General features: G+C 68.1%; 24 protein-coding genes. 7 read left to right on the top strand and 17 right to left on the bottom strand.

What is annotated here, in order from left to right; translation table 11 throughout:
• Positions 1-119 precede the first annotated feature (119 nt).
• The 10 genes from KHO18_RS17010 to KHO18_RS16965 all read right to left on the bottom strand — a co-directional run bounded on the left by KHO18_RS17010 (position 120) and on the right by KHO18_RS16965 (position 6,876).
• A complete protein-coding gene (locus KHO18_RS17010) occupies positions 120-593 on the bottom strand; it encodes a DsrE family protein (protein ID WP_144202061.1) in 474 nt (157 codons plus the stop codon).
• Positions 594-615: 22 nt separating this feature from the next.
• Positions 616-927 (bottom strand): thiosulfate oxidation carrier complex protein SoxZ, encoded by a 312-nt coding sequence (gene soxZ / locus KHO18_RS17005; RefSeq protein WP_092300146.1) that lies wholly within the window; start codon positions 925-927, stop codon positions 616-618.
• Between the two features lie 76 nt (positions 928-1,003).
• The gene (soxY, locus tag KHO18_RS17000; RefSeq protein ID WP_144202063.1) at positions 1,004-1,459 is read right to left on the bottom strand and encodes a thiosulfate oxidation carrier protein SoxY; all 456 of its coding nucleotides are present in this window, start codon (positions 1,457-1,459) and stop codon (positions 1,004-1,006) included.
• 120 nt (positions 1,460-1,579) lie between these two features.
• The gene (locus KHO18_RS16995; RefSeq protein WP_144202065.1) at positions 1,580-1,909 is read right to left on the bottom strand and encodes a c-type cytochrome; all 330 of its coding nucleotides are present in this window, start codon (positions 1,907-1,909) and stop codon (positions 1,580-1,582) included.
• 248 nt (positions 1,910-2,157) lie between these two features.
• A complete protein-coding gene (locus KHO18_RS16990; RefSeq protein ID WP_144202067.1) occupies positions 2,158-3,051 on the bottom strand; it encodes an EamA family transporter in 894 nt (297 codons plus the stop codon).
• Between the two features lie 51 nt (positions 3,052-3,102).
• Positions 3,103-4,395 (bottom strand): NAD(P)/FAD-dependent oxidoreductase, encoded by a 1,293-nt coding sequence (locus KHO18_RS16985; RefSeq protein WP_144202069.1) that lies wholly within the window; start codon positions 4,393-4,395, stop codon positions 3,103-3,105.
• A gap of 10 nt (positions 4,396-4,405) precedes the next feature.
• Positions 4,406-4,816 (bottom strand): c-type cytochrome, encoded by a 411-nt coding sequence (locus KHO18_RS16980; protein WP_244844875.1) that lies wholly within the window; start codon positions 4,814-4,816, stop codon positions 4,406-4,408.
• A gap of 31 nt (positions 4,817-4,847) precedes the next feature.
• A complete protein-coding gene (locus KHO18_RS16975; protein ID WP_144202071.1) occupies positions 4,848-5,684 on the bottom strand; it encodes a BON domain-containing protein in 837 nt (278 codons plus the stop codon).
• Between the two features lie 172 nt (positions 5,685-5,856).
• Entirely contained in the window at positions 5,857-6,444 is a 588-nt protein-coding gene (locus KHO18_RS16970; RefSeq protein ID WP_144202072.1) for a phosphoheptose isomerase, read from the bottom strand.
• A 30-nt stretch (positions 6,445-6,474) separates the two neighbouring features.
• Positions 6,475-6,876: a YraN family protein gene (locus KHO18_RS16965; RefSeq protein ID WP_144202074.1), complete on the bottom strand. Its 402-nt coding sequence runs from the start codon at positions 6,874-6,876 to the stop codon at positions 6,475-6,477.
• A 15-nt stretch (positions 6,877-6,891) separates the two neighbouring features.
• Between KHO18_RS16965 and rsmI the strand changes: the two genes are divergently transcribed.
• Positions 6,892-7,836, top strand: a complete 945-nt coding sequence (rsmI, locus tag KHO18_RS16960; RefSeq protein WP_211943601.1) for a 16S rRNA (cytidine(1402)-2'-O)-methyltransferase — start codon at positions 6,892-6,894, stop codon at positions 7,834-7,836.
• Between the two features lie 77 nt (positions 7,837-7,913).
• On the opposite strand, the gene KHO18_RS16955 is transcribed toward rsmI, so the two are convergent.
• Positions 7,914-8,585, bottom strand: coding sequence for a septal ring lytic transglycosylase RlpA family protein (locus tag KHO18_RS16955; protein ID WP_144202154.1), 672 nt, complete (start codon positions 8,583-8,585; stop codon positions 7,914-7,916).
• A gap of 408 nt (positions 8,586-8,993) precedes the next feature.
• Between KHO18_RS16955 and KHO18_RS16950 the strand changes: the two genes are divergently transcribed.
• The 3 genes from KHO18_RS16950 (at position 8,994) to KHO18_RS16940 (ending at position 10,682) form a co-directional block, all read left to right on the top strand.
• Positions 8,994-9,644, top strand: a complete 651-nt coding sequence (locus KHO18_RS16950; RefSeq protein ID WP_144202078.1) for an MBL fold metallo-hydrolase — start codon at positions 8,994-8,996, stop codon at positions 9,642-9,644.
• A gap of 21 nt (positions 9,645-9,665) precedes the next feature.
• Positions 9,666-10,349 (top strand): 3'-5' exonuclease family protein, encoded by a 684-nt coding sequence (locus KHO18_RS16945; protein WP_144202080.1) that lies wholly within the window; start codon positions 9,666-9,668, stop codon positions 10,347-10,349.
• A gap of 105 nt (positions 10,350-10,454) precedes the next feature.
• Positions 10,455-10,682, top strand: coding sequence for a hypothetical protein (locus KHO18_RS16940; protein WP_144202082.1), 228 nt, complete (start codon positions 10,455-10,457; stop codon positions 10,680-10,682).
• A 97-nt stretch (positions 10,683-10,779) separates the two neighbouring features.
• Here the strand turns inward: KHO18_RS16940 and arsC are convergent, their stop codons facing one another.
• The gene (arsC, locus tag KHO18_RS16935; RefSeq protein WP_144202084.1) at positions 10,780-11,139 is read right to left on the bottom strand and encodes an arsenate reductase (glutaredoxin); all 360 of its coding nucleotides are present in this window, start codon (positions 11,137-11,139) and stop codon (positions 10,780-10,782) included.
• A gap of 123 nt (positions 11,140-11,262) precedes the next feature.
• On the opposite strand from arsC, the gene KHO18_RS16930 reads away from it, so the two are divergent.
• A complete protein-coding gene (locus tag KHO18_RS16930) occupies positions 11,263-11,820 on the top strand; it encodes a GNAT family N-acetyltransferase (protein WP_244844871.1) in 558 nt (185 codons plus the stop codon).
• On the opposite strand, the gene KHO18_RS16925 is transcribed toward KHO18_RS16930, so the two are convergent.
• From KHO18_RS16925 to KHO18_RS16915, 3 genes are read right to left on the bottom strand one after another with little or no spacing between them, the layout of a single operon-like run.
• Entirely contained in the window at positions 11,821-12,468 is a 648-nt protein-coding gene (locus KHO18_RS16925) for an FMN-dependent NADH-azoreductase (protein ID WP_144202089.1), read from the bottom strand.
• Positions 12,469-12,472: 4 nt separating this feature from the next.
• Positions 12,473-12,928 carry a GNAT family N-acetyltransferase gene (locus tag KHO18_RS16920; RefSeq protein WP_211943598.1) on the bottom strand — a complete coding sequence of 152 codons (456 nt, stop codon included), beginning with the start codon at positions 12,926-12,928 and terminating at the stop codon, positions 12,473-12,475.
• Positions 12,925-13,413 (bottom strand): carboxymuconolactone decarboxylase family protein, encoded by a 489-nt coding sequence (locus tag KHO18_RS16915; RefSeq protein WP_211943597.1) that lies wholly within the window; start codon positions 13,411-13,413, stop codon positions 12,925-12,927. Before KHO18_RS16915 ends, KHO18_RS16920 begins: the two co-directional genes overlap by 4 nt.
• Positions 13,414-13,504: 91 nt before the next feature.
• On the opposite strand from KHO18_RS16915, the gene KHO18_RS16910 reads away from it, so the two are divergent.
• Positions 13,505-14,011 carry a MarR family winged helix-turn-helix transcriptional regulator gene (locus KHO18_RS16910; RefSeq protein WP_211943596.1) on the top strand — a complete coding sequence of 169 codons (507 nt, stop codon included), beginning with the start codon at positions 13,505-13,507 and terminating at the stop codon, positions 14,009-14,011.
• A 103-nt stretch (positions 14,012-14,114) separates the two neighbouring features.
• Here the strand turns inward: KHO18_RS16910 and KHO18_RS16905 are convergent, their stop codons facing one another.
• Together KHO18_RS16905 and KHO18_RS16900 are read right to left on the bottom strand one after the other, a co-directional pair.
• Positions 14,115-15,365, bottom strand: a complete 1,251-nt coding sequence (locus tag KHO18_RS16905) for a M20/M25/M40 family metallo-hydrolase (RefSeq protein WP_377732350.1) — start codon at positions 15,363-15,365, stop codon at positions 14,115-14,117.
• A gap of 84 nt (positions 15,366-15,449) precedes the next feature.
• Positions 15,450-16,718, bottom strand: a complete 1,269-nt coding sequence (locus KHO18_RS16900; RefSeq protein ID WP_144202097.1) for an allantoate amidohydrolase — start codon at positions 16,716-16,718, stop codon at positions 15,450-15,452.
• A 292-nt stretch (positions 16,719-17,010) separates the two neighbouring features.
• Here KHO18_RS16900 and KHO18_RS16895 point away from each other — a divergent pair, with 292 nt between their 5' ends.
• Positions 17,011-18,432, top strand: coding sequence for a C4-dicarboxylate transporter DctA (locus KHO18_RS16895; protein ID WP_144202099.1), 1,422 nt, complete (start codon positions 17,011-17,013; stop codon positions 18,430-18,432).
• Positions 18,433-18,443 lie beyond the last annotated feature (11 nt).

Genomic DNA, 18,443 nt, shown 5'->3' with positions numbered 1-18,443 from the left:
TCGCGATGGCACCGCCGGCGTCAGCCCCTCATCGAGGCTGGGCGGTGCATCACTGTTCTATTGCACTGGACTTCGGCATCCGGCCAGCTTGGCTCCTGGCCGGATGCCGGGCACTGCGATCAGGGCTTCAGGTACGCGTAGCCTTCGTCGAACTGCAGGCGGGCGATCTCCACCACGCCGGCCTGCACGATCTTGGCGTCCATCAGCAGGCTTTGCTCGGAAATCCGGCGCGCGGTCAGCGTGTTACGGCAGACGCGGAACTCCACGCCCGACGACCCCAGCGCGCCCACGGCGGCCTCGAAGGTGTTGCCGCGCGAATCCTTGGCGCCTTCCACGAGGAAGTCCACGCCGTAGCCGAACGCCACCACCACGATCTTGGTGTCCGGCGCCGCGTTCAGGTGGTTGCGCAGGTTGGCCATGGCGCGCACGGCCTGGTCGATGCCCTCGGACAACTGGTACACCACCTTGACCCGTCCGCCCTTGCCTGCCTTGGCGCCCGTTCCTGCCGGGGCCGGGGCCTGCTGTGCCGCCGCCCTGGCCGAAAGGCCGATGGCGGCCAGCGCCGCCGTGGCCCGAATGAATGCTCGCCGCATGCTGCTTCCTCGCTTCGCCCGTTCAGGCGATGGTGGCCTCGTCGGTGCGCTTGTCGCCCCGGTTGTCGACCCAGGTCACGGTGACCTTGTCACCCTTGGCGCCGCCCTTGAACTTGAAGTTCAGGAACGGGTCCTTCGACACGGCGGGGCCAAACTGGGCGTTGAACACCTCGCGCCCCTTGTACGTGGCGATCACGGTCTGGATGTGCCAGGCCGGAATCGTCTTGCCGGCCGCATCCTTGCGCTGGCCGGTTTCCATGTCGTGCTTCATCAGAATCTTTACGTCTACGACGCCGCCGTTCTCGGTGGCGCGGACGCGCATCGGGTCTGCCATCTGGCTCTCCTGCTCGGGGTGGTTCGGGGTGGCTTGGGATAAATCGGGGAAATCGGTGCGATGGGGGGCGCGGGCGTCAGCCGCCGCAGCCGCCCAGCGTGACCTTGATTTCCTTCGATGCCACGTACCACTTGCCGCCAGCCTTGACCGCCGCATGCACGACGGACGTCTGGCCCATCTTCACGCGCGTGGAGACGAACGGCTCGGTGCCGGCCGGGATGGTGAAATCGGCCGCCAGCGTATTCGGATTCTTCTCAACCAGGATGGCGATCTGCTCGGTGTCCGGCAGCGTGCTGGTCACGGCCACGGGCACCACGGCGCCGTTCTCGGCGATATCCGGCGCGTTGAACGTGATGGCGCCGCTCTTCTCGGTGCCGCTGCCGCCCAGCGCCTTGATCACATCGGCCACGCTCTTGCCGTCGAAAGCCGTCTTGTTCCACTCCGCGGCCTGCGCCTCGCTGATCAGGCCGGTGGCCGCCATCAGCGAGAGCACCGCGGAAACCCGCAATACTTCTCGTCGTTTTTGATTCATCGTCTGTCCCGTACTTGCTTGCTGCCGACCCCGGTATTCGTGCTGCCTGCCGCTTCCGGGTCTTCCGGAAACAGCGCGGGCCGCCGGCGCTGCCGGACGGCCCGCGATACCAGATGGGGCTTACTTGGCCGGCGAGCCGGCCAGGATCCACTCCACTACCGTCTTGATATCGGCGTCGCTGACACTGGCATTCGCCGGCATCGGCACCGGGCCCCAGACGCCCGAACCGCCGCTCTTCACCTTGGCCGACAACTTGGCCAGGGCACCCTTGTCACCCTTGTACTTGGCGGCCACTTCCTTGTAGGACGGGCCCACCAGCTTCTTGTCTACCTGATGGCAGCCCATGCAGGCGTTCTTGTTGGCAATCTCCTGCGCGCGGGCGGCGTCCACGGCGGCGTGCGCCGACGCGGCGGCCGCGAACAGTGCGGCGGCGATGACAAACTGCTTCATATCGTGTTGCTCCAAACGGATTGAGCCGTGGGGACGGCAAATGGCCGCGCTTCATCGGTCGGGCGGCGCGGCGCGCTCGGCCGCCGTTGGGGCGATGCCTCTGCGGGCAGGTGCGGCCAGTCCGCTATTTTGCCTCAATAATCCATCGGCCTACGGATGCGCCGGTGATAAGGGTATTCACAAAACCACGGCAAAACGCTGTCGAATCAAGGGTTAACCCTCGCACAGGCAGCGGCTCACCCGCACGGTCAGCGCCGTACCAGCCGCCGCCCCGCCCCGAGCCGCCCACCGAACACGTTGAGCAGCAGCCCGCCCATGACCACCAGCGCGCCGAGCCATTGCGCCAGCGAGAGGTCCTCGCCCAGCAGCGCATGGGCCGAGATCAGCCCCACCACCGGCACCAGCAGCGTCAGCGGCGCCACCTTGCTGGCCGGATAGCGCGTGAGCAGCCGGCCCCACATGGTGTAGCCGAACAGCGTGGCCGCGAAGGACAGGTAGCAGATCGCCAGCACACTCATCATCGGAATCTGGCCGAGCGCCGCCGTGATCCGCGCCGGCCCTTCGAACCAGTACGAGAGCAGCGCGAACGGCACGATCGGCACCAGCCCGCCCCAGACCACCAGCCCGAGCAGGTCCACCGGCCCGATCTTCTTGCTGACGATATTGCCCGAGGCCCAGCAGAACGCCGCGCACAGCGTCAGCGCGAAGCCGGCCACGCTCATGCCGCCCGGCCCGTGCGCCGCCCCGCTGCCGATCAGGGCCAGCCCGCCGGCCGCAATCGCCATGCCGGCGATGTTGTGCCAGCGCACCGGCTCGCCCAGCCACATCCCGGCAATCGCCACGGTAAAGAACACCTGCGACTGCAACACCAGCGAGGCCAGCCCGGCCGGCATGCCCACCGCCATCGCATAGAACAGGAAGGCGAACTGGCCGAGGCTGATGAACCCGCCATAGGCCAGCAGCATGCGCAGCGGAATGCGCGGGCGCGGGATGAAGAAGACGGCCGGGAACGCCACCAGGGCGAAGCGCAGCGTGCCCAGCAGCATCGGCGGCACGCCGGCGAGGCCCACCTTGATGACGACGAAGTTGACGCCCCACACCACGATGATGGCGAGGGCAAGAAGGCGGTCTTTGGCTTGCATGGTCGGGTTCGGGGGGCGGCATGTCACGAAGGCGCAACACACCGGAACCCGCTAGCCTACCAGCACCTCGCCCAGCATGTCGGACCAGATGCTGCGCGCCCAGGCCCACGCGTAGCGCCCTTCGAGTGCGTTCGGGGCTGTGGATAACCCCCCGGAGCCGGGCACCGTGACCATCGTCCGCTCGACCGGGTCGTAGCGATGGACACTGGCGATGTGGATGGCCTCGTCGGCGGACGTGAAGCTGTAGCAGGTGTTCGTATACAGAGGGGTCGGGTCCGGCCCCTGTCCGGCCAGCAGCTGGAGGATGGCGGCGGCAGCCACCTTGCCGTGCTGGTTGGCCATGGTGCCGGACTTCGGCATCAGCGGCGCGATCTGCACGGCATCGCCCAGCACATGGATTTCGGGCGCCACGCGCGAGGCCATGGTCAGGAAATCGACCTCGCACCAGCGGCCATTGGCCGTGGCGAGCCCGCTGGACACCGCGATGGCGCCGGCGCGCTGCGGCGGGATCAGGTTGACCACGTCGGCGCGCTCGTCGTCCTGGACCTCGAACTTGAGGGTGCGCGTGGCGGGGTCCACGTCCACGGTCTCGTGCTGGGGCCGATAGTCGATCATGCCCCGGTAGCGGGTCTCCCAGATCTGGCGGAACAGCGCGCCCTTGGAGGTGATGTCCGGATTGGCGTCGAAAATCAGCACTTTGCTACGCGGCTTGTGCGCGCGCAGGTAGTCCGCCACAAGGCAGGCGCGTTCGTATGGCCCGGGCGGGCAGCGGTACGGGGCGAGCGGAATGGTGATGGCGAAGGTGCCGCCGTCGCGCATCGCCGCCAACTGGCGGAACAGCGCGTCGGTCTGTGGGCCGGCCTTCCAGGCGTGCAGGATCTGGTCGCCGCCGGGCTGCGCCAGGCCGGGGATTGCGCTGGACTGCATCTCCACGCCCGGCGACAGCACGAGGCGGTCGTAGCGCAGCGTGGCGCCGCCCGCCAGCCGCACGGTGCGCGCGGTGGGATCGATCGCAAGCGCCGTATCGCGCACATGACGCACGCCATGTCGGCGCGCCAGCGCGTCATAGGGGAGCGTGATGTCGGCCATGCCGCGCTGGCCGCCCACCACGAGATTCGAGAGCGGGCAGGAGACGAACGCCGCGTCGGGTTCGACCAGCGTCACATCCACGGCGCCCCGGCTCCAGTGGCGCAGGTAGCGCGCGGCGGTGGCCCCGCCAAAGCCGCCGCCGATGACCACCACCCGGGCCGGCGCGGCGGCGCGTGCCTGGCGCGGGGTCAGCATGCCCAGCGCGGCGGCGCCCATCAGGCCGCCGAACGTTCCCAATACGGCGCGTCTGCGCATGAAGGCCTTCTTATTGTTGGTCGGCGAACCAGGACGCGATGCCGAGGATCTCCGTATCGCTGTACCCCTTGGCGATCTGCGGCATCACGGTGCCGGGTCGCTTGCCGTTCTTGTAGTTGAGCATCAGTTCGACGAGTTCCGCACTTGGGCGGCCGGCAAGTCCCGGCACGGGACTATCGGCCGGCGCGCGGCCGTCGGGACCATGGCAGGCCGCGCACGAGGCGGCCTGATTGCGAGCCTGCTGCATGCGCGCCGACTGCGCTTCCACGGTGGTGCGCGCCTCGCTGGCCGGGCCGGACGTGCCGGTCTGGGCCAGCGCCGCCCCCATCGTGGCGATGGCCGCCAGCGCCACCCATCCGCCAATCCAGAAGGCCAGCCGTGCGGTGGACATCTTGTGGCGAAGGGGCGGGGGCGCGCGCATGGTTCGGTTCCTGGGCGGGACTATCGCAAGACTACGGCAGGTTGCGGCCCGGCGGCAGCGCCGTCGGGGAGGACACCGGCGCCGTGACCGGCGCGGTACTGACGGTGCCGGCCGGCGCATCCGAGGTCACCGGCGCGTTCGGCGCGGTGCCGGGCACGGTCTGCACCGGCGCCGGCGAGCCCACGGACTGGCTGCCCGCATCCGGATTCTGCGAGCTGGCGGCGGCGTCCAGGCGGGCGCGCTCGGCCTCGCTCACGTAGTCGAACGCCTTGACCACCTTCTGCACGCCGCTGGCGTTGCGGGCCACGTCGGTGGCGCGGTCGCCCTCGGCCGCCGTGACCACGCCCATCAGGTAGACCACGCTCTTGTCGGTGGTCACCTTGATCGAATTGGCCGGCACGCCCTCGGCTGTCACCAGGAAGGTCTTGACCTTGCTGGTCAGGTAGGCGTCGTTGCTGCGGGTCATGAAGCCCGGCGTGGACACCACTTCGAGTTCGTTGATCACCTCGCGCGCATTCGGCAGGCTCTTCACGTACTGCTCCACCTGCTGCTTGGTGTTGGCGTTGTTGGCCTCGCCCACCAGCAGCACCTTGCGGTTGAACACGGCGGCGTCCACGCGGGCCTGGCCGCTGTACTTGGCGTCTAGCGTGTTGTCGATCTCGAGCTGCAGGCCACGGTCGATGGCCTGGGTGCCGGTGGGACGGCGGTCCGTGGCCATGACCACGCCCGTGCCGACCGCGCCGGCCAGCACCGGGAAGCAGCCGGCGAGTTGCGTGGCCGACACCAGCAGTGCGGCCACGGTAATGGCCGTGCGCGCCACGCGCGCCGGAGTGGTCTTCTGGGTCATTGCGGTCGTTACGTTAGTCATGCGGTCCTTGGCTGGATACGGAATGATGCGGAAATAAGACGAAACCGGCGCGGCGCTGCTGTGGATGACTCTGTGGATGACGCCGCAATTCCTGTGAACAACTTGGGCAAATCCTGTGGATAAGGTGGGATAACCCCCCGCTTCCTATCCCCTATGCCCTATCCCCCGTGCCCTATGCCTCGCCCAGCAGCGCCTCGTCGATCCCGTCGCAGAGGCAATGCAGCGTCAGCAGGTGCACTTCCTGGATGCGCGGGGTACGGTCGCTCGGCGCGCACAGGTGGATGTCGAACTCGTCCAGCAGCGTGGCGATCTTGCCGCCGCCCTTGCCGGTCAGCGCCACCACGCTCATGTCGCGCTGGCGCGCCGCCTGGATGGCCGCGATCACATTCGCCGAATTGCCGGAGGTGGAGAGCGCCAGCAGGATGTCGCCGGGCTGGCCCAGCGCCTCCACCTGCTTGGAGAACACCACCGTGAAATCGTAGTCGTTGCCGATGGCGGTCAGGATGGAGCTGTCCGTGGTCAGCGCAATCGCCGCCAGCCCGGGCCGCTCGCGCTCGAAGCGGCCGATCAGTTCGGCGGCGAAGTGCTGGGCGTCGGCGGCCGACCCGCCATTGCCGCAGACGAGGATCTTGTTGCCACTGGTCAGCGCGGCCACCATGCGCTCCACCGCCGCGTCGATATGCGGCGCCATCAGCGTGGCGGCCTGCCGCTTGGTGTCGGCGCTGTCCAGGAAATGCTGTTCGATACTTTCAATACTCATGGCTCTTTGACTTCTGCCCAATCCCGCGCATTATGACGCAGCCCAGGACGCGCCATCGTCACCCCCGGCATTTTGGTCGAATGCGTTCGGCAACCAGGCCAGGCGCCCGGGCTCCAGCGCCACCACGTCGAAGCGGCACGGCGGCGTGTGGTCCAGCGTGCCGAGGTAGTGTTCGGCCGCCCGCAGCAGGCGGCGCTGCTTGGCCGGCGTGACGCTGGCCGCCGCGCCGCCAAAGGCGCGGCCGCTGCGCTGCCTGACCTCGACGAACGCCAGCGTGCCATCGGCGGCGCGCATCACGAGGTCGATCTCGCCGCCTTTGCAGCGATAATTGCGCACCACCAGCGCCAGCCCCTGCCTGAGCAGGTAGGCCAGCGCGCGATCCTCGGCCTCCGCGCCGCGCGCGGTCGTGGTGGTTTTGAATGAGCGAATCAACGGAAGTTCTCAAGCATGAGTGACTGGACCTCGCTGGCCTCGGGCCAGACCTACCCGCCCGGCACGCTGTACGTGGTGGCCACGCCCATCGGCAACGTGGCCGACCTGTCGCTGCGCGCGCTGCATGTGCTCGGGCTGGCGGACGCCATCGCCTGCGAAGACACCCGCAACACCGGGCAACTGCTGTCCCGCGTGGGGCTGCAACGGCCGCTGGTGGCCGTGCACGAGCACAACGAGCGCGAGGCCGCGGTGAAGATCGTCGCCCGGCTGGCTGCCGGCGAGCGCATTGCCTATGTGTCCGATGCGGGCACGCCCGGCATCTCCGACCCCGGCTCCCGTCTGGTGGAAGCGGTGCGCGCGGCCAGCCTGCGTGTGGTACCGCTGCCGGGGCCGAGCGCGGCCGTGACCGCGCTGTCCGTGGCCGGCGACATGCTCGAAGCCGGCGAAGGCCGCTTTACCTTCATCGGTTTCCTGCCCGGCAAACCCAAGGCCCGCGCCGACGCCATCGCGCAACTGGCCGCCCTGGACCACGCCTGGGTGGTCTACGAGGCGCCGCACCGCATCGCCGACACCCTGGCGGCGCTGGCGGCCGCCCTGCCCGGCACGCGCCGGCTGCTGGTGGGCCGCGAGCTGACCAAGCTGTTCGAGGAAACCCCGGTGCTGACCGTGGCCGAGGCGCCGGCGTGGCTGGCCGCCGAGGCGTCGCGCGGCAAGGGGGAGTTTGTGCTGGTGGTGGAAGGCGCGGGGCGCGCCGAAGGGGCCGATGCCGATGCGCCCGATGCCGAGGCCCAGCGCGTGCTGAAGCTGCTGGTGGCCGAGCTGCCGGCCAAGCGCGCCGCCAAGCTGGCGGCGGCGATCACCGGGGCGAAGACCGATGCGCTGTACCGGCTGGCGCTGGCGCAACGCGCCGCCGAGAGTGACGCGGGTGACGCGGGTGACGGCGGCGACAGCGAGGAATGAGAAAAGTCTGAAAGGAAGAGGGGGAAGCGGGCTGGCGGTGGAGCGGGAGTCGATCACGCCAGGCCGCATCGGGGTGCCTACCGGGGCTTGCGCTTGGTGGTCGCCTTGACCGTCCCAGCCTTGTTCCTGGCCTTGGACTTGACCGGGACCAGCGCGTTGGCGGTCTCGGGCAGGTCATCGGCACCGCTGCCGTCACCGGCTTCGTTGCCGCCCGCCTCGAGCTGCGGGCCCAGCGCCGCCACTTCCGTGCGCGACAGCCGGCGGATTTCCACCTGCGTAGCACCACGTTCGACGAAATTCAGCCGCTTGGCCGCCGCATAGGACAGGTCGAGTACCCGGCCGCCGTGGTACGGGCCGCGGTCGTTGATCCGCACCACCGCCACCTTGTCGTTGCGCAGGTTGCGCACCAGCACCCAGCTATCGAGCGGGAGCGACGGGTGCGCGGCAGTCATCGCGCGCATGTCGAAGCGTTCGCCATTGGCGGTCTTGCGGCCATGGAAGCCCTTGCCGTACCAGGACGCCGTGCCGCGCTGCTCGAAGGTGCCCAGATCCGGACGCAGGCCGTCCAGCGACGACTGCGCCGGCGCGTTGTCATCCTTGCCCCAGCCGAACAGATCCCAGTTGCCACGCTCGTCGGGACGGGCGCCGGACTTGTCGAGCTTCGCCTTGGCGGCGCGCGTCGGCACCGCACCGGTGGCATCGGCGGTCTGTTGGGAGTCGCTCTCCGGCGGCGTCGCGCAAGCGGCCATCACCAGCGCCGATACGAGGATCGCGCAGTGACGCAGCAAGCGGTTAGTGTCCGGTTTGGCGGGGGTCGCGCGTTGCGTCGCGCGTGCGAGACCAAACCCCGGACGAGATACGGGCAAATTGAACATCGGCGCAGTCTAACATCGGTCTCCGTGGGCTACATCCTTGATTTTGTTACGAAATTTAATCAAGTGGCTTTGAAGATCGGCACGAATCCCCGCAATCCAAAGCCTGACAAGGGATTGCGCCGAATGTGCCCGGGGCGGTTTGGGGCGGCGCAAACTTCACTTTCAGAATCTTCTCAACCGGTCTGACACCCGTTTGAGACGGGGTGCCATGGGCCGACGTTACAATGACCGCCTCGGCCAGACCGTGCCGTGGCGCACACGCCAAAGCACCCGCATCGACCCATGAAAGTCCTCCTGATTCCCGTTACCCCGTTCCAGCAAAACTGCTCGCTGCTGATCGACGAGACCACCGGCCGTGCCGCCGTGTGCGACCCCGGCGGCGACCTCGACCGCATCCTGGCCGCCGTGGCGGAGCAAGGCGTGACGCTGGAGAAGATCTTCCTGACGCACGGGCATGTCGACCATTGCGCCGGGGCGGCGGCGCTCGCGCGCCAGCTTGGCATTCCCATCGAGGGGCCGCACCAGGACGAGCGGTTCTGGATCGAGCAACTGCCCGACCAGACGCGCCGCTTCGGCTTCGGCCATGCGGAGGCCTTCGAGCCGGACCGCTGGCTGGATAACGGCGATACCGTGACGTTCGGCGGCGAGACGCTCGAGGTCTACCACTGCCCCGGCCACACGCCGGGCCACGTGGTGTTCTTCTCGCGCGCCAACCAGCTGGCGATCGTCGGCGATGTGCTGTTCGCCGGCTCGATCGGCCGCACCGATTTCCCGCGCGGCAACCACGCCGACCTGATCCGCTCGATCCGCACCCGGCTGTGGCCGCTGGGCGACGACGTGACTTTCGTGCCCGGCCATGGCCCGGTGTCCACCTTCGGCGAGGAACGCCGCAACAATCCCTACGTGGCCGATCATCTGATCGACGCGGCCTGAGCCGCCGGTTTCCCCTCCCCGATGGCGAAAAAGCAGGCACCCGACACCCGCCCCGAGATCTACGTCAGTACCGACGTGGAGGCCGACGGGCCGATCCCGGGCCCGCATTCGATGCTCTCGTTCGCCTCGGCGGCGATGCTGGCCGACAAGACCGTGCTCGGCACCTTCTCCGCCAACCTGGAAACCCTGCCCGGCGCCGCCGGCCATCCGGTGCAGATGCAGTGGTGGAAGACCCAGCCCGAGGCCTGGGCGGCGTGCCGGCGCGACCTCGAACGCCCCGAGGACGTGATGCCGCGTTACGTGGAATGGGTGGAGAGCCTGCCGGGCAAGCCGGTGTTCATCGCCTTTCCGGCCGGTTTCGATTTCACCTGGGTGTTCTGGTACATGATGCGGTACGCCGGCCGCTCGCCCTTCGGCTGGGCGGCGCTGGACATCAAGACGCTCGGTTTCGCCCTGACCGGCCGGCCGTACCGCAAGTCGGTCAAGCCGGCTTTCCCGGCCCACTGGCACGACCCCTTGCCGCACACCCACATCGCGCTGGACGATGCCCTGGAACAGGGCGCCCTGTTCTGCAATATGCTGGCCGAACTGCGCGCGCGGGAAGCGGCGCTGGTGGCGGCGTTGGTGGCGGTCACTTCGCCAGATTCCGCTACCAGCAAGGATTCTGCCGATAGCGACAGCTCACTTCCCGACGCCAGCCGCTGAACTGGGTACGCTCCGGCGGCCGCAGTAAACGGCGCGTTTCCCGTGGCATTTGCCTATAGTAGAAGTGGCTGTTGAAGCGGCTCCCGACGCCCGAGGAGGTGTGCCATGCGATTCCATCCCGATCTCCATCTCAAGGACCTGAGCGGCAGGCTGCACTGGCCACACCGCACGCACACGCGCACGTCCGCCATCACCCGTACGCATTCCCCAAGCGAGGATGCGGAAATCGCCAAGGCAACGGTCTATGTCAGCACGGTCACGCTGGTGACGCTACTGGTGGTGCTCGCCGCCATCGCTTTCGGTCAGGAGGCACTGCACTGGCTGGGTGTTTGATTACGACGACTCGCCTGACGCGAATCGCCTGTCTGACCGGCCGGCCTCCCCTTGCGGGAGGCCGGTTCTATTTCAGGCCCCGGAGCGGTGCTGGCGGTCAGCCCAGCAGCGCTGACACGGCCTCTGGCGGGCGGCCGATGGCGGCCTGGCGGTTGCGGACCACCACCGGGCGTTGCAGCAGGATCGGGTTGTCGGCCACGGCGGCCAGCAGCTCGGCGTCGGTCAGGCCGGGGTCGGCCAGATCGAGTTCCTTGTAGACATCCTCGTTGCTGCGCAGCATCTCGCGCACCGGCACGCCCAGCATCGTATGGAGCTGGCGCAGCGTGGCCAGCGTGGGCGGCTGCTTCAGGTACTCCACCACCTCAACCGGCTCGCCCAGACGCTGCGCCGCCGACTCGACCAGCGCGAGCGTCTCGCGCGACTTCGAGCAACGGGGGTTGTGGTAGATCGTGATCATGGTGGCGTTCTCCGGATAAATATCACCGCACTATATACAAGCGCCTGCGCACGCGACGCGGTAAGGTACGGAATGTGCTTCGCACAAGATTTCCCTGACTGGTCTGACTGCCTCCGAAACACCGTGTCCGAATCCTCCGCCCCCCGCAAGCCCTTCCACCTCCGCGATGCCACGCCCGACGACGTGCCGGCCATCCATGCCATCTACGCCCATCATGTCGTCCACGGGCGTGCCTCGTTCGAGGAAGTCATCCCGTCCGTGGACGACATGCGCCAGCGCTATGCCGAGGTACTCAAGAAGCACCTGCCCTACATCGTTGCCGAGCGCGACGGCGAGGTGCTGGGCTACGCCTACGCCTCGTCCTACCGCGCGCGCAGCGCCTACCGCTTCGCCATCGAGGATTCGATCTATATCGATCATCGCCACACCGGCGAGGGCCTGGGCCGCGCCCTGCTGGCCGAGCTGATCGCCCGTTGCGAGACCGGGCCGTGGCGCCAGATGGTGGCCGTGGTGGCCCTTACGGCCAGCGGCGAGGGCGCCGGGTCCGTGGCGGTGCATGAGCGGCTGGGCTTCCGTACGGTGGGCCGGCTCGAATCGGTCGGGCTCAAGCACGGCCAGTGGATCGACACGGTGCTGATGCAGCGCCCGCTGGGCGTCGGCAATGCCTCGGTGCCGGGCTGATCAGGCTGCGGCTTCGGTCGGGACAACCAACCCCGGCAGCGTGGCATCGGCCCAGGTCTGCAGGTGTTCAAGGCCCTGCGCGATGTACTCCGGGCCACGGGCGGTGTTGTCCATGCGCAGCACTTCCACGCTGGTGAGGCCGATCGTGCCAAGCACGTACTTCAGGTAAGGCGTCAGGAAGTCCTGCTGGCTGCCGGGGCCTTCGCGCACCGGGCCGCCACAGGCCACCACGGCCAGCACGGGGCGGTCGCGCAGCAGCCCGACCTTGCCCTGCCGCGTGCTGCGGAAGGTGCGCTCGGGCCGCACGACCAGATCGATCCAGGTCTTCAGCGTGGCCGGCACCGTGAAGTTGTGCATCGGCGTGGCCAGCAGCACCATGTCGGCGGCTTCGAGTTCCGCGATCAGCGTCTCGGACAGCGCCAGCGCCGGCGGCACCTCCCCTTCCTTCAGCAACCCGGCCGCGCCGGCCATGTTGGCGTCCGTGAACGCGGCGCTGATGGGCGGCAGCGGGTCGGCGGCAAGGTCCCGTTCGAGCACGGTCAGCGGCGCATGTTGCGCGGCCAGCTTCTGGCGAATCCAGTCGGCCGCGCGGCGGCTGTGCGACGTCTCGCCCCGGGGGCTGACGTTCAGGTGCAGCAATGTCGTCATGTCTTTAGTCCAATGGATACTTGAAGCGCAGCGTCTGCGCCAGCAGGCCGTTGCGGTAATAGAAGCGGTGGCCCAGCACGTTGGTGAGTGGCGTATCCAGCACCAGCAGGCGGGCCTTGAGCGCGCGGGACTCATCCTTGAGCCAGTCCATCAGCATCCGGCCGTACCCGGCGCTGCGTATGTTGGCATCGGTGACCAGATCGTCCACGTACAGGAAATCGCCGTAGACGAGGTTCTCCTGCATCCGATACCCGGCCAGCGCCACGAGTTGGCCGTCGTCCCACAGGCCGACCAGGCGGTAGCCCACGTCGGCCTGGCGCCGCCAGCGCGCCACGAGTTCATCGGCATCGGCCAGATGCGGCCGGAGCTGGTGCATCAGCGGGAAGCAGGCCGCCACTTCGCCGCCGGTGTCGATACGACGAATCTGAATCAGGTCGATTTCGCGGACGACGGTGCTCATGTGCGGCTCCCGGTGGGGGTGGTGGACGTGGTCGGCGTGACGGATGTGGCGGCCGGCGGCGGGAAGTGCAGCCCCACGGCAATGCGGTTCCAGGCGTTGATGGTGGCGATGGCGGTGGCCAGGAACACGCGTTCCGGCTCCGTGAAGGCCACCTTGACCTGCGCCTGCGCGGCGTCCAGCGCGGCGTGGTCGGTCATGCGGACCAGCGCCTCGGCCCAGGCCAGGGCGGCCTGCTCGCGCTCGGTGTAGATGCCGGTGTCGCGCCATCCGGCCAGCAGGTCGAACTTGCGCGGGTCGATGTCGAGCTTGCGCGCGATGTTCAGGTGGAATTGCAGGCAGAAGGCGCAGCCGTTGAGCTGGGAGACCCGCAGCTTCACGAGTTCGGTCAGCGCCTTGTCCAGGCCGGACGCGTCCACCGCGCGGCCCACGCCGCCCATTGCCGCGTAGACATCGGGCGCTGTCGCCGCAAATTGTTGGAAATCCATCGCCATATGGTGCTCCTTGGTCCAGGTGGCCCGCTCGGTCGGGTTGCGGTAAGATGTAAGAGTTCGAACATGATATAAGAGCTTTGACATTATGACGAAGACCACGGCACCTGTAGGGGCATCAGAGGCGGAAGCGTCACGCATTCCCGGGCCCGGCGAAGGCAAGCGCGGCGAGAGCGGCTACCTGGCCTACCTGCTCCGGCAGGCCAGCGCCGCCAACCGGCTGCGCATGGAACGCGCGCTGGACGACCTCGGCGTGACCGTGCCGCAGTTCTTCGTGTTGACGATGCTGGGCGCCTACCCGGGCATCTCGGGCGCGGACGTGGCGCGGCTGGCGCTGCTGACGCCGCAGACCGTCAGCGTGATCATGAACAACCTGGAGAAGGTGGGCGCCATCGCCCGCACGCCGCATCCGGTGCACGGGCGCATCCAGACCATCGCGCTGACGGACGCCGGCCGCACGCTGCTGGCCGGCTGCAAGGCGCGCGCGACCAAGGTCGACGAAGACTTGCGCGCCGGCCTGACACCGGAGGAAGAGCAGGTGGTGCGGCGCTGGCTGGTCAGCCTGGCATCGCCCGAGGAGGGCCTGACCGCCTAGCCGGGCCATGAAAAAAGCCCGCGAGACGAAGGTCGCGCGGGCCGCAAGTCACAACAAAGGATTCTTTACAGGCGCTCAGGCCATCGGGAGCAGGCCCATGGGATCAGGCCATCAGGTCCGAGAGCGCCAGCGCCACCACCTTGGTCGCGCGGTTCAGGTCGTTCAGGCGCAGGTTCTCGTCCGAGTTGTGGCCGCGCGCTTCCATCAGCGTGCGCGGACCGGCGCCGTACAGCACCGTGGGAATGCCGTGGCTGGTGTAGTGGCGGGCGTCGGTGTAGAGCGGCACGCCCTGCACCGGGATCTCCACGCCGAACACGGCCTCGGCACGGCGCTTGAGCGCGCCGATCAGCTTGTCCACGCCGGGCAGCTCGGACAGCGGCTCGGCCAGGATGATGCGTTCCACCTTGACCTCGATGCCCGGGCGATCCTTGGCGGCACGCTCCACCACGGCGCGCAGCTCGCCTTCGGCATCAAAGCCGATCTCTTCCGGAATCATGCGGCGGTCCACGCGGAAGGTGACCAGGTCCGGCACCACGTTGGTGTTGATGCCGCCCTTGATCAGGCCGACGTTCAGCGTGGCCGTGTCGATGCCCGGCACCTTGCTCTTGCGCGTGGCCAGCTCCGCGCGCAGGCCGTAGATCGCCTGCAGGATGTGGGTGGCGGCCTCGATGGCGTCCACGCCGGTGTGCGGCATCGCCGCGTGGCCCTGCTTGCCCTTGACGGTCACTTCCACGTGCAGGCAGCCGTTGTGGGCCGAGGTGATGCCGTACGAGAAGCCGGCCGAAATCGCATAGTCAGGCTTGGTCAGCCCTTCGTCGAGCAGGAACTTCGGGCCGATGTCGCCGCCGGTTTCCTCGTCGTACGTGAACTGGAGTTCCACCGTGCCGTTGAGCTTGGCGCCCTGCTTCTCGGCTTCCTGGAGCGCCAGCACCGCGTAGGCGTAGGTGGCGAAGTCCGACTTGGACACCGCCACGCCACGGCCATACATCACCGGGCCGTGTTCGCTGTCGGCAATCTCGCCGCCGTACGGGTCCTGGGTCCAGCCCAGGCCGGGGGGCACCACGTCGCCGTGGGCGTTCATGGCGATGGTCGGGCCGCCCTTGCCGAAGGTCTTGCGCACCAGCAGGTTGGTGGCGCTGATCATGCCCGCCGCGCGGACCTTGTCCTCGGGCACCTTGTGCGCTTCCACCTGGAAGCCCAGCCCTTCGAGCAGCGCCTTGGCGCGCTTGCCGTGGGCGTCGCAGTCGCCGGGCGGGTTGTCGGACGGCACCTTGACCAGCTCGGCCAGGAAGGCCTCCTGCTGCGGACGCAGGGCGTCGATGGTCTGCGTGAGCGTGGTCTCGATGGGGTTCATGTTGTCTCGTGCGGTCATGTTCTGGCTCTGGATTCGGATTTGTTCGATAGATGGCTTGGGCGCGCTGCGTGGTACCGCCGGGGCTTACTGCTGCCGCTGGAAGTGCTCGACGAAATCGGCGAACACCCGCGCGGCGGTCTGCGCGTCTTCGGGGGTCATGGTCTCGGTGGGGTGATGGCTGATGCCGCCGTTGCCGCAGCGCACGAACAGCATCGCCACATCGGCGATCGCGGAAATCGCCATGGCGTCGTGGCCGGCGCCCGAGGGCAGGTGCCGCACCGGCACGCCCTGGCGCCCGACGGCGGCGGCCCATTGCGACTGCAGCCACGGTGCGCACGGCACGCTCTTGGCTTCGTGGGTCTTGCGCACCTGCACGCGCACGTTGCGGCGCGCGCCGATGCGTTCGACTTCGGCCAGCACGTCGTTGACGGCCGCCTCGCGCTCGGCGTCCTGCCCGGCGCGGATGTCGATGGAGAATACGGCGCGGCCCGGCACCACGTTGGTCGCGCCATTGGGCACGTTGAACTGGCCGACGGTGCCGACCAGGCCCGGCTTGCCGCTGCAGCGCTTCTCTATATAGAGGCCGATCTCGGCGCCGGCCATTGCGGCGTCGCGGCGCATGTCCATCGGCACGGTGCCGGCGTGACCGGCCAGCCCTTCGAGTTCGACGATAAAGCGCGTGGCGCCCGAGATGGCCGTCACCACGCCCACGGGCAGGCCCTCGTTCAGCAGCACTGGGCCCTGCTCGATATGCACCTCGACGAAAGCCAGCACGCGCTGGCGGGCATGGGCGGCGGCGGGCAGTTGGGCGGCGTCGAAACCGGCCGCGCGCATCACCTCGCGCATGGTCTTGCCGGAGTCGTCCATGTTGTCGAGCACGCTGGTGTCGAAGGTGCCGGCGATCGCGCGGCTGCCCAGCAGCGTCGCCTTGAAGCGCACGCCCTCTTCCTCGGCAAAGCCGACCACCTCGATGGCGAACGGGAAGCGCTTGCCCTGGCGGTGCCACTCGGCCACGCAGGCAATCGGCAGGATCACGCCGAGGTTGCCGTCGTAGCGGCCGGCATCGCGCACGGTGTCGAAGTGGGAGCCGGTGAGCAGCGCGGGGGCGTCCGGCGAGGTGCCTTCGTAGCGGCCGATGACGTTGCCGGCGGCGTCGCGGCGCACGGTCATGCCGGCTTCGCGCATCCATTCGGCCAGTTGCGCGGCGGCGCCGTGGTGGGCGTCGGTCAGATAGGTGCGGGTCAGCAGCCCGGGCTGCTCGGTGTGGACGGCCAGGGCGTCGGCCCAGGCCATGATGCGGGCGCCGGCCTCCGGGGCCAAGGTCGTCGGGGTTGCTGCCGGGGTCACTGCCATAGCGGGTCTCCTGCGATCTACATGTAGCCCGGCGCTGAGGGTCCTGGCGGGGGCGCCAGTCCGGGCGGGCGCCCGGTGCCGAAGCTCTATTCTCTGCGATTCATGTTAGCACAGTGAATTCAAAAATTGCATACAAAAATGATATGCACTATATTGGCCTGCACGCACCGACAATCCCGCCCGGACAATCGTTTCTCGACAATCCTGTCGCAGCCGGCAAAGGGGTGCCGTGGCGTTCCCAAACCCAGATCAGGGCAGGCCATTTCCGGACCCGCCCGGCACGGAGACAACGATGCAGCAATCCCTTCCCGCGCAGCGCCCCCCTCGCCTGCATGCCCGCAGTTTTAGCCGCTTTACTCGCTCGCTATTCGGCCAGGTATTGATCGCCCTGGTGCTCGGCACCCTGCTCGGGCTCTGCTTTCCCGAGTTCGCCGCCAAGCTCAAGCCACTTGGCGATGCCTTCATCAAGCTGATCAAGATGCTGATTGGCCCCATCGTGTTCTGCGTGGTGGTGGCCGGCATCTGCGGCGCCGGCGAGCTGAAGAAGGTGGGCCGGGTCGGCATCAAGGCGGTGATCTACTTCGAGATCGTCACCACCATCGCACTGGCGCTGGGCATCGTGCTGGCCTACGTGTTCCAGCCCGGCACGGGCATGAACGTGAACCCGCGCACGCTCGATATCTCGGCCATGTCGGCCTATATCGACAACGCCGAGAAGGTGAAGAGCGCCGGCACGGTCGATTTCCTGCTCAAGCTGATCCCGAACACGGTGATGGGCGCCTTCGCCAGCGGTGACGTGCTCCAGGTGCTGCTGGTCTCCGTGCTGTTCGGCTGCGCGCTGTCGCTGGTGGGCGAGCCGGGCAAGCCGCTGGTGCGCCTGATCGACACCTTTTCCCACACGCTGTTCAAGATGATGGGATTCATCATCAAGCTGGCCCCGCTGGGCGTGCTGGGCGCGGTGGCGTTCACGGTGGGCAAGTACGGCATCGGCTCGCTCAAGCAGCTGGGTTTCCTGGTGATCCTGTTCTACGGCGCGGTGACGGTCTTCGTGCTGGTGGTGCTGGGCACCATCATGCGGATCTGCGGGTTCTCGGTGATCAAGCTGATCCGCTATCTGAAGGCCGAACTGCTGGTGGTGCTGGGCACCGCGTCCTCGGACAGCGTGCTGCCGCAGATCATGAAGAAGCTCGAGTTCATGGGCGTGCGCAAGTCGGTGGTCGGGCTGGTGATTCCCACCGGCTACTCGTTCAACCTCGATGCGTTCTCGATCTACCTGACGCTCGCGGCAGTCTTCATCGCGCAAGCCACGAATACGCCGCTTGCACTGGGCGACCTGCTCGGCATCCTGGCCGTGGCGCTAGTCACCTCGAAGGGCGCGCACGGCATTCCGGGCTCGGCCATCGTGATCCTGGCGGCCACGCTGTCGGCCCATCCGGCGATTCCCGCCATCGGCCTGGTGCTGGTGCTGTCCGTGGACTGGTTCATCGGCATCGCGCGCGCCGTGGGCAACCTGATCGGCAATTGCGTGGCGACGGTGGTGGTGGCGGCCTGGGAGAAGGATATCGACCGGGAGCGTGCCCACGCGGTGCTCAACGGCACCATTCCGGCGGGTGATCTCGACGCGGGGCTGGAGGCGCTGGGCGACAGCATCGGCGCGGACACCGGGAAAGTCCCCGTGGGCGCGCCGCTGCCTGGCACGGTCGCGGGGCGCTAGAATCACGCATT

Source organism: Cupriavidus campinensis, assembly GCF_905397395.1.
Lineage (GTDB): Bacteria > Pseudomonadota > Gammaproteobacteria > Burkholderiales > Burkholderiaceae > Cupriavidus > Cupriavidus campinensis.
This window is presented reverse-complemented; position numbering and strand designations above follow the sequence as displayed.

Bases quoted from the DNA above. Each gene is read 5' to 3' on its own strand.
- KHO18_RS16975 (WP_144202071.1), bottom strand. From the start codon at position 5,684: ATGACTAACGTAACGACCGCAATGACCCAGAAGACCACTCCGGCGCGC.
- KHO18_RS16995 (WP_144202065.1), bottom strand. From the start codon at position 1,909: ATGAAGCAGTTTGTCATCGCCGCCGCACTGTTCGCGGCCGCCGCGTCG.
- KHO18_RS16920 (WP_211943598.1), bottom strand. From the start codon at position 12,928: ATGAGCACCGTCGTCCGCGAAATCGACCTGATTCAGATTCGTCGTATC.
- KHO18_RS16955 (WP_144202154.1), bottom strand. From the start codon at position 8,585: ATGGCCGCTTGCGCGACGCCGCCGGAGAGCGACTCCCAACAGACCGCC.
- soxY (WP_144202063.1), bottom strand. From the start codon at position 1,459: ATGAATCAAAAACGACGAGAAGTATTGCGGGTTTCCGCGGTGCTCTCG.
- KHO18_RS16895 (WP_144202099.1), top strand. From the start codon at position 17,011: ATGCAGCAATCCCTTCCCGCGCAGCGCCCCCCTCGCCTGCATGCCCGC.
- KHO18_RS16915 (WP_211943597.1), bottom strand. From the start codon at position 13,413: ATGGATTTCCAACAATTTGCGGCGACAGCGCCCGATGTCTACGCGGCA.
- soxZ (WP_092300146.1), bottom strand. From the start codon at position 927: ATGGCAGACCCGATGCGCGTCCGCGCCACCGAGAACGGCGGCGTCGTA.
- KHO18_RS16940 (WP_144202082.1), top strand. From the start codon at position 10,455: ATGCGATTCCATCCCGATCTCCATCTCAAGGACCTGAGCGGCAGGCTG.
- KHO18_RS16970 (WP_144202072.1), bottom strand. From the start codon at position 6,444: ATGAGTATTGAAAGTATCGAACAGCATTTCCTGGACAGCGCCGACACC.
- KHO18_RS17010 (WP_144202061.1), bottom strand. From the start codon at position 593: ATGCGGCGAGCATTCATTCGGGCCACGGCGGCGCTGGCCGCCATCGGC.
- KHO18_RS16980 (WP_244844875.1), bottom strand. From the start codon at position 4,816: ATGCGCGCGCCCCCGCCCCTTCGCCACAAGATGTCCACCGCACGGCTG.
- KHO18_RS16900 (WP_144202097.1), bottom strand. From the start codon at position 16,718: ATGGCAGTGACCCCGGCAGCAACCCCGACGACCTTGGCCCCGGAGGCC.
- KHO18_RS16905 (WP_377732350.1), bottom strand. From the start codon at position 15,365: ATGAACCCCATCGAGACCACGCTCACGCAGACCATCGACGCCCTGCGT.
- KHO18_RS16945 (WP_144202080.1), top strand. From the start codon at position 9,666: ATGGCGAAAAAGCAGGCACCCGACACCCGCCCCGAGATCTACGTCAGT.
- KHO18_RS16985 (WP_144202069.1), bottom strand. From the start codon at position 4,395: ATGCGCAGACGCGCCGTATTGGGAACGTTCGGCGGCCTGATGGGCGCC.
- KHO18_RS16925 (WP_144202089.1), bottom strand. From the start codon at position 12,468: ATGACGACATTGCTGCACCTGAACGTCAGCCCCCGGGGCGAGACGTCG.
- KHO18_RS16990 (WP_144202067.1), bottom strand. From the start codon at position 3,051: ATGCAAGCCAAAGACCGCCTTCTTGCCCTCGCCATCATCGTGGTGTGG.
- KHO18_RS16950 (WP_144202078.1), top strand. From the start codon at position 8,994: ATGAAAGTCCTCCTGATTCCCGTTACCCCGTTCCAGCAAAACTGCTCG.
- KHO18_RS16910 (WP_211943596.1), top strand. From the start codon at position 13,505: ATGACGAAGACCACGGCACCTGTAGGGGCATCAGAGGCGGAAGCGTCA.
- rsmI (WP_211943601.1), top strand. From the start codon at position 6,892: ATGAGTGACTGGACCTCGCTGGCCTCGGGCCAGACCTACCCGCCCGGC.
- arsC (WP_144202084.1), bottom strand. From the start codon at position 11,139: ATGATCACGATCTACCACAACCCCCGTTGCTCGAAGTCGCGCGAGACG.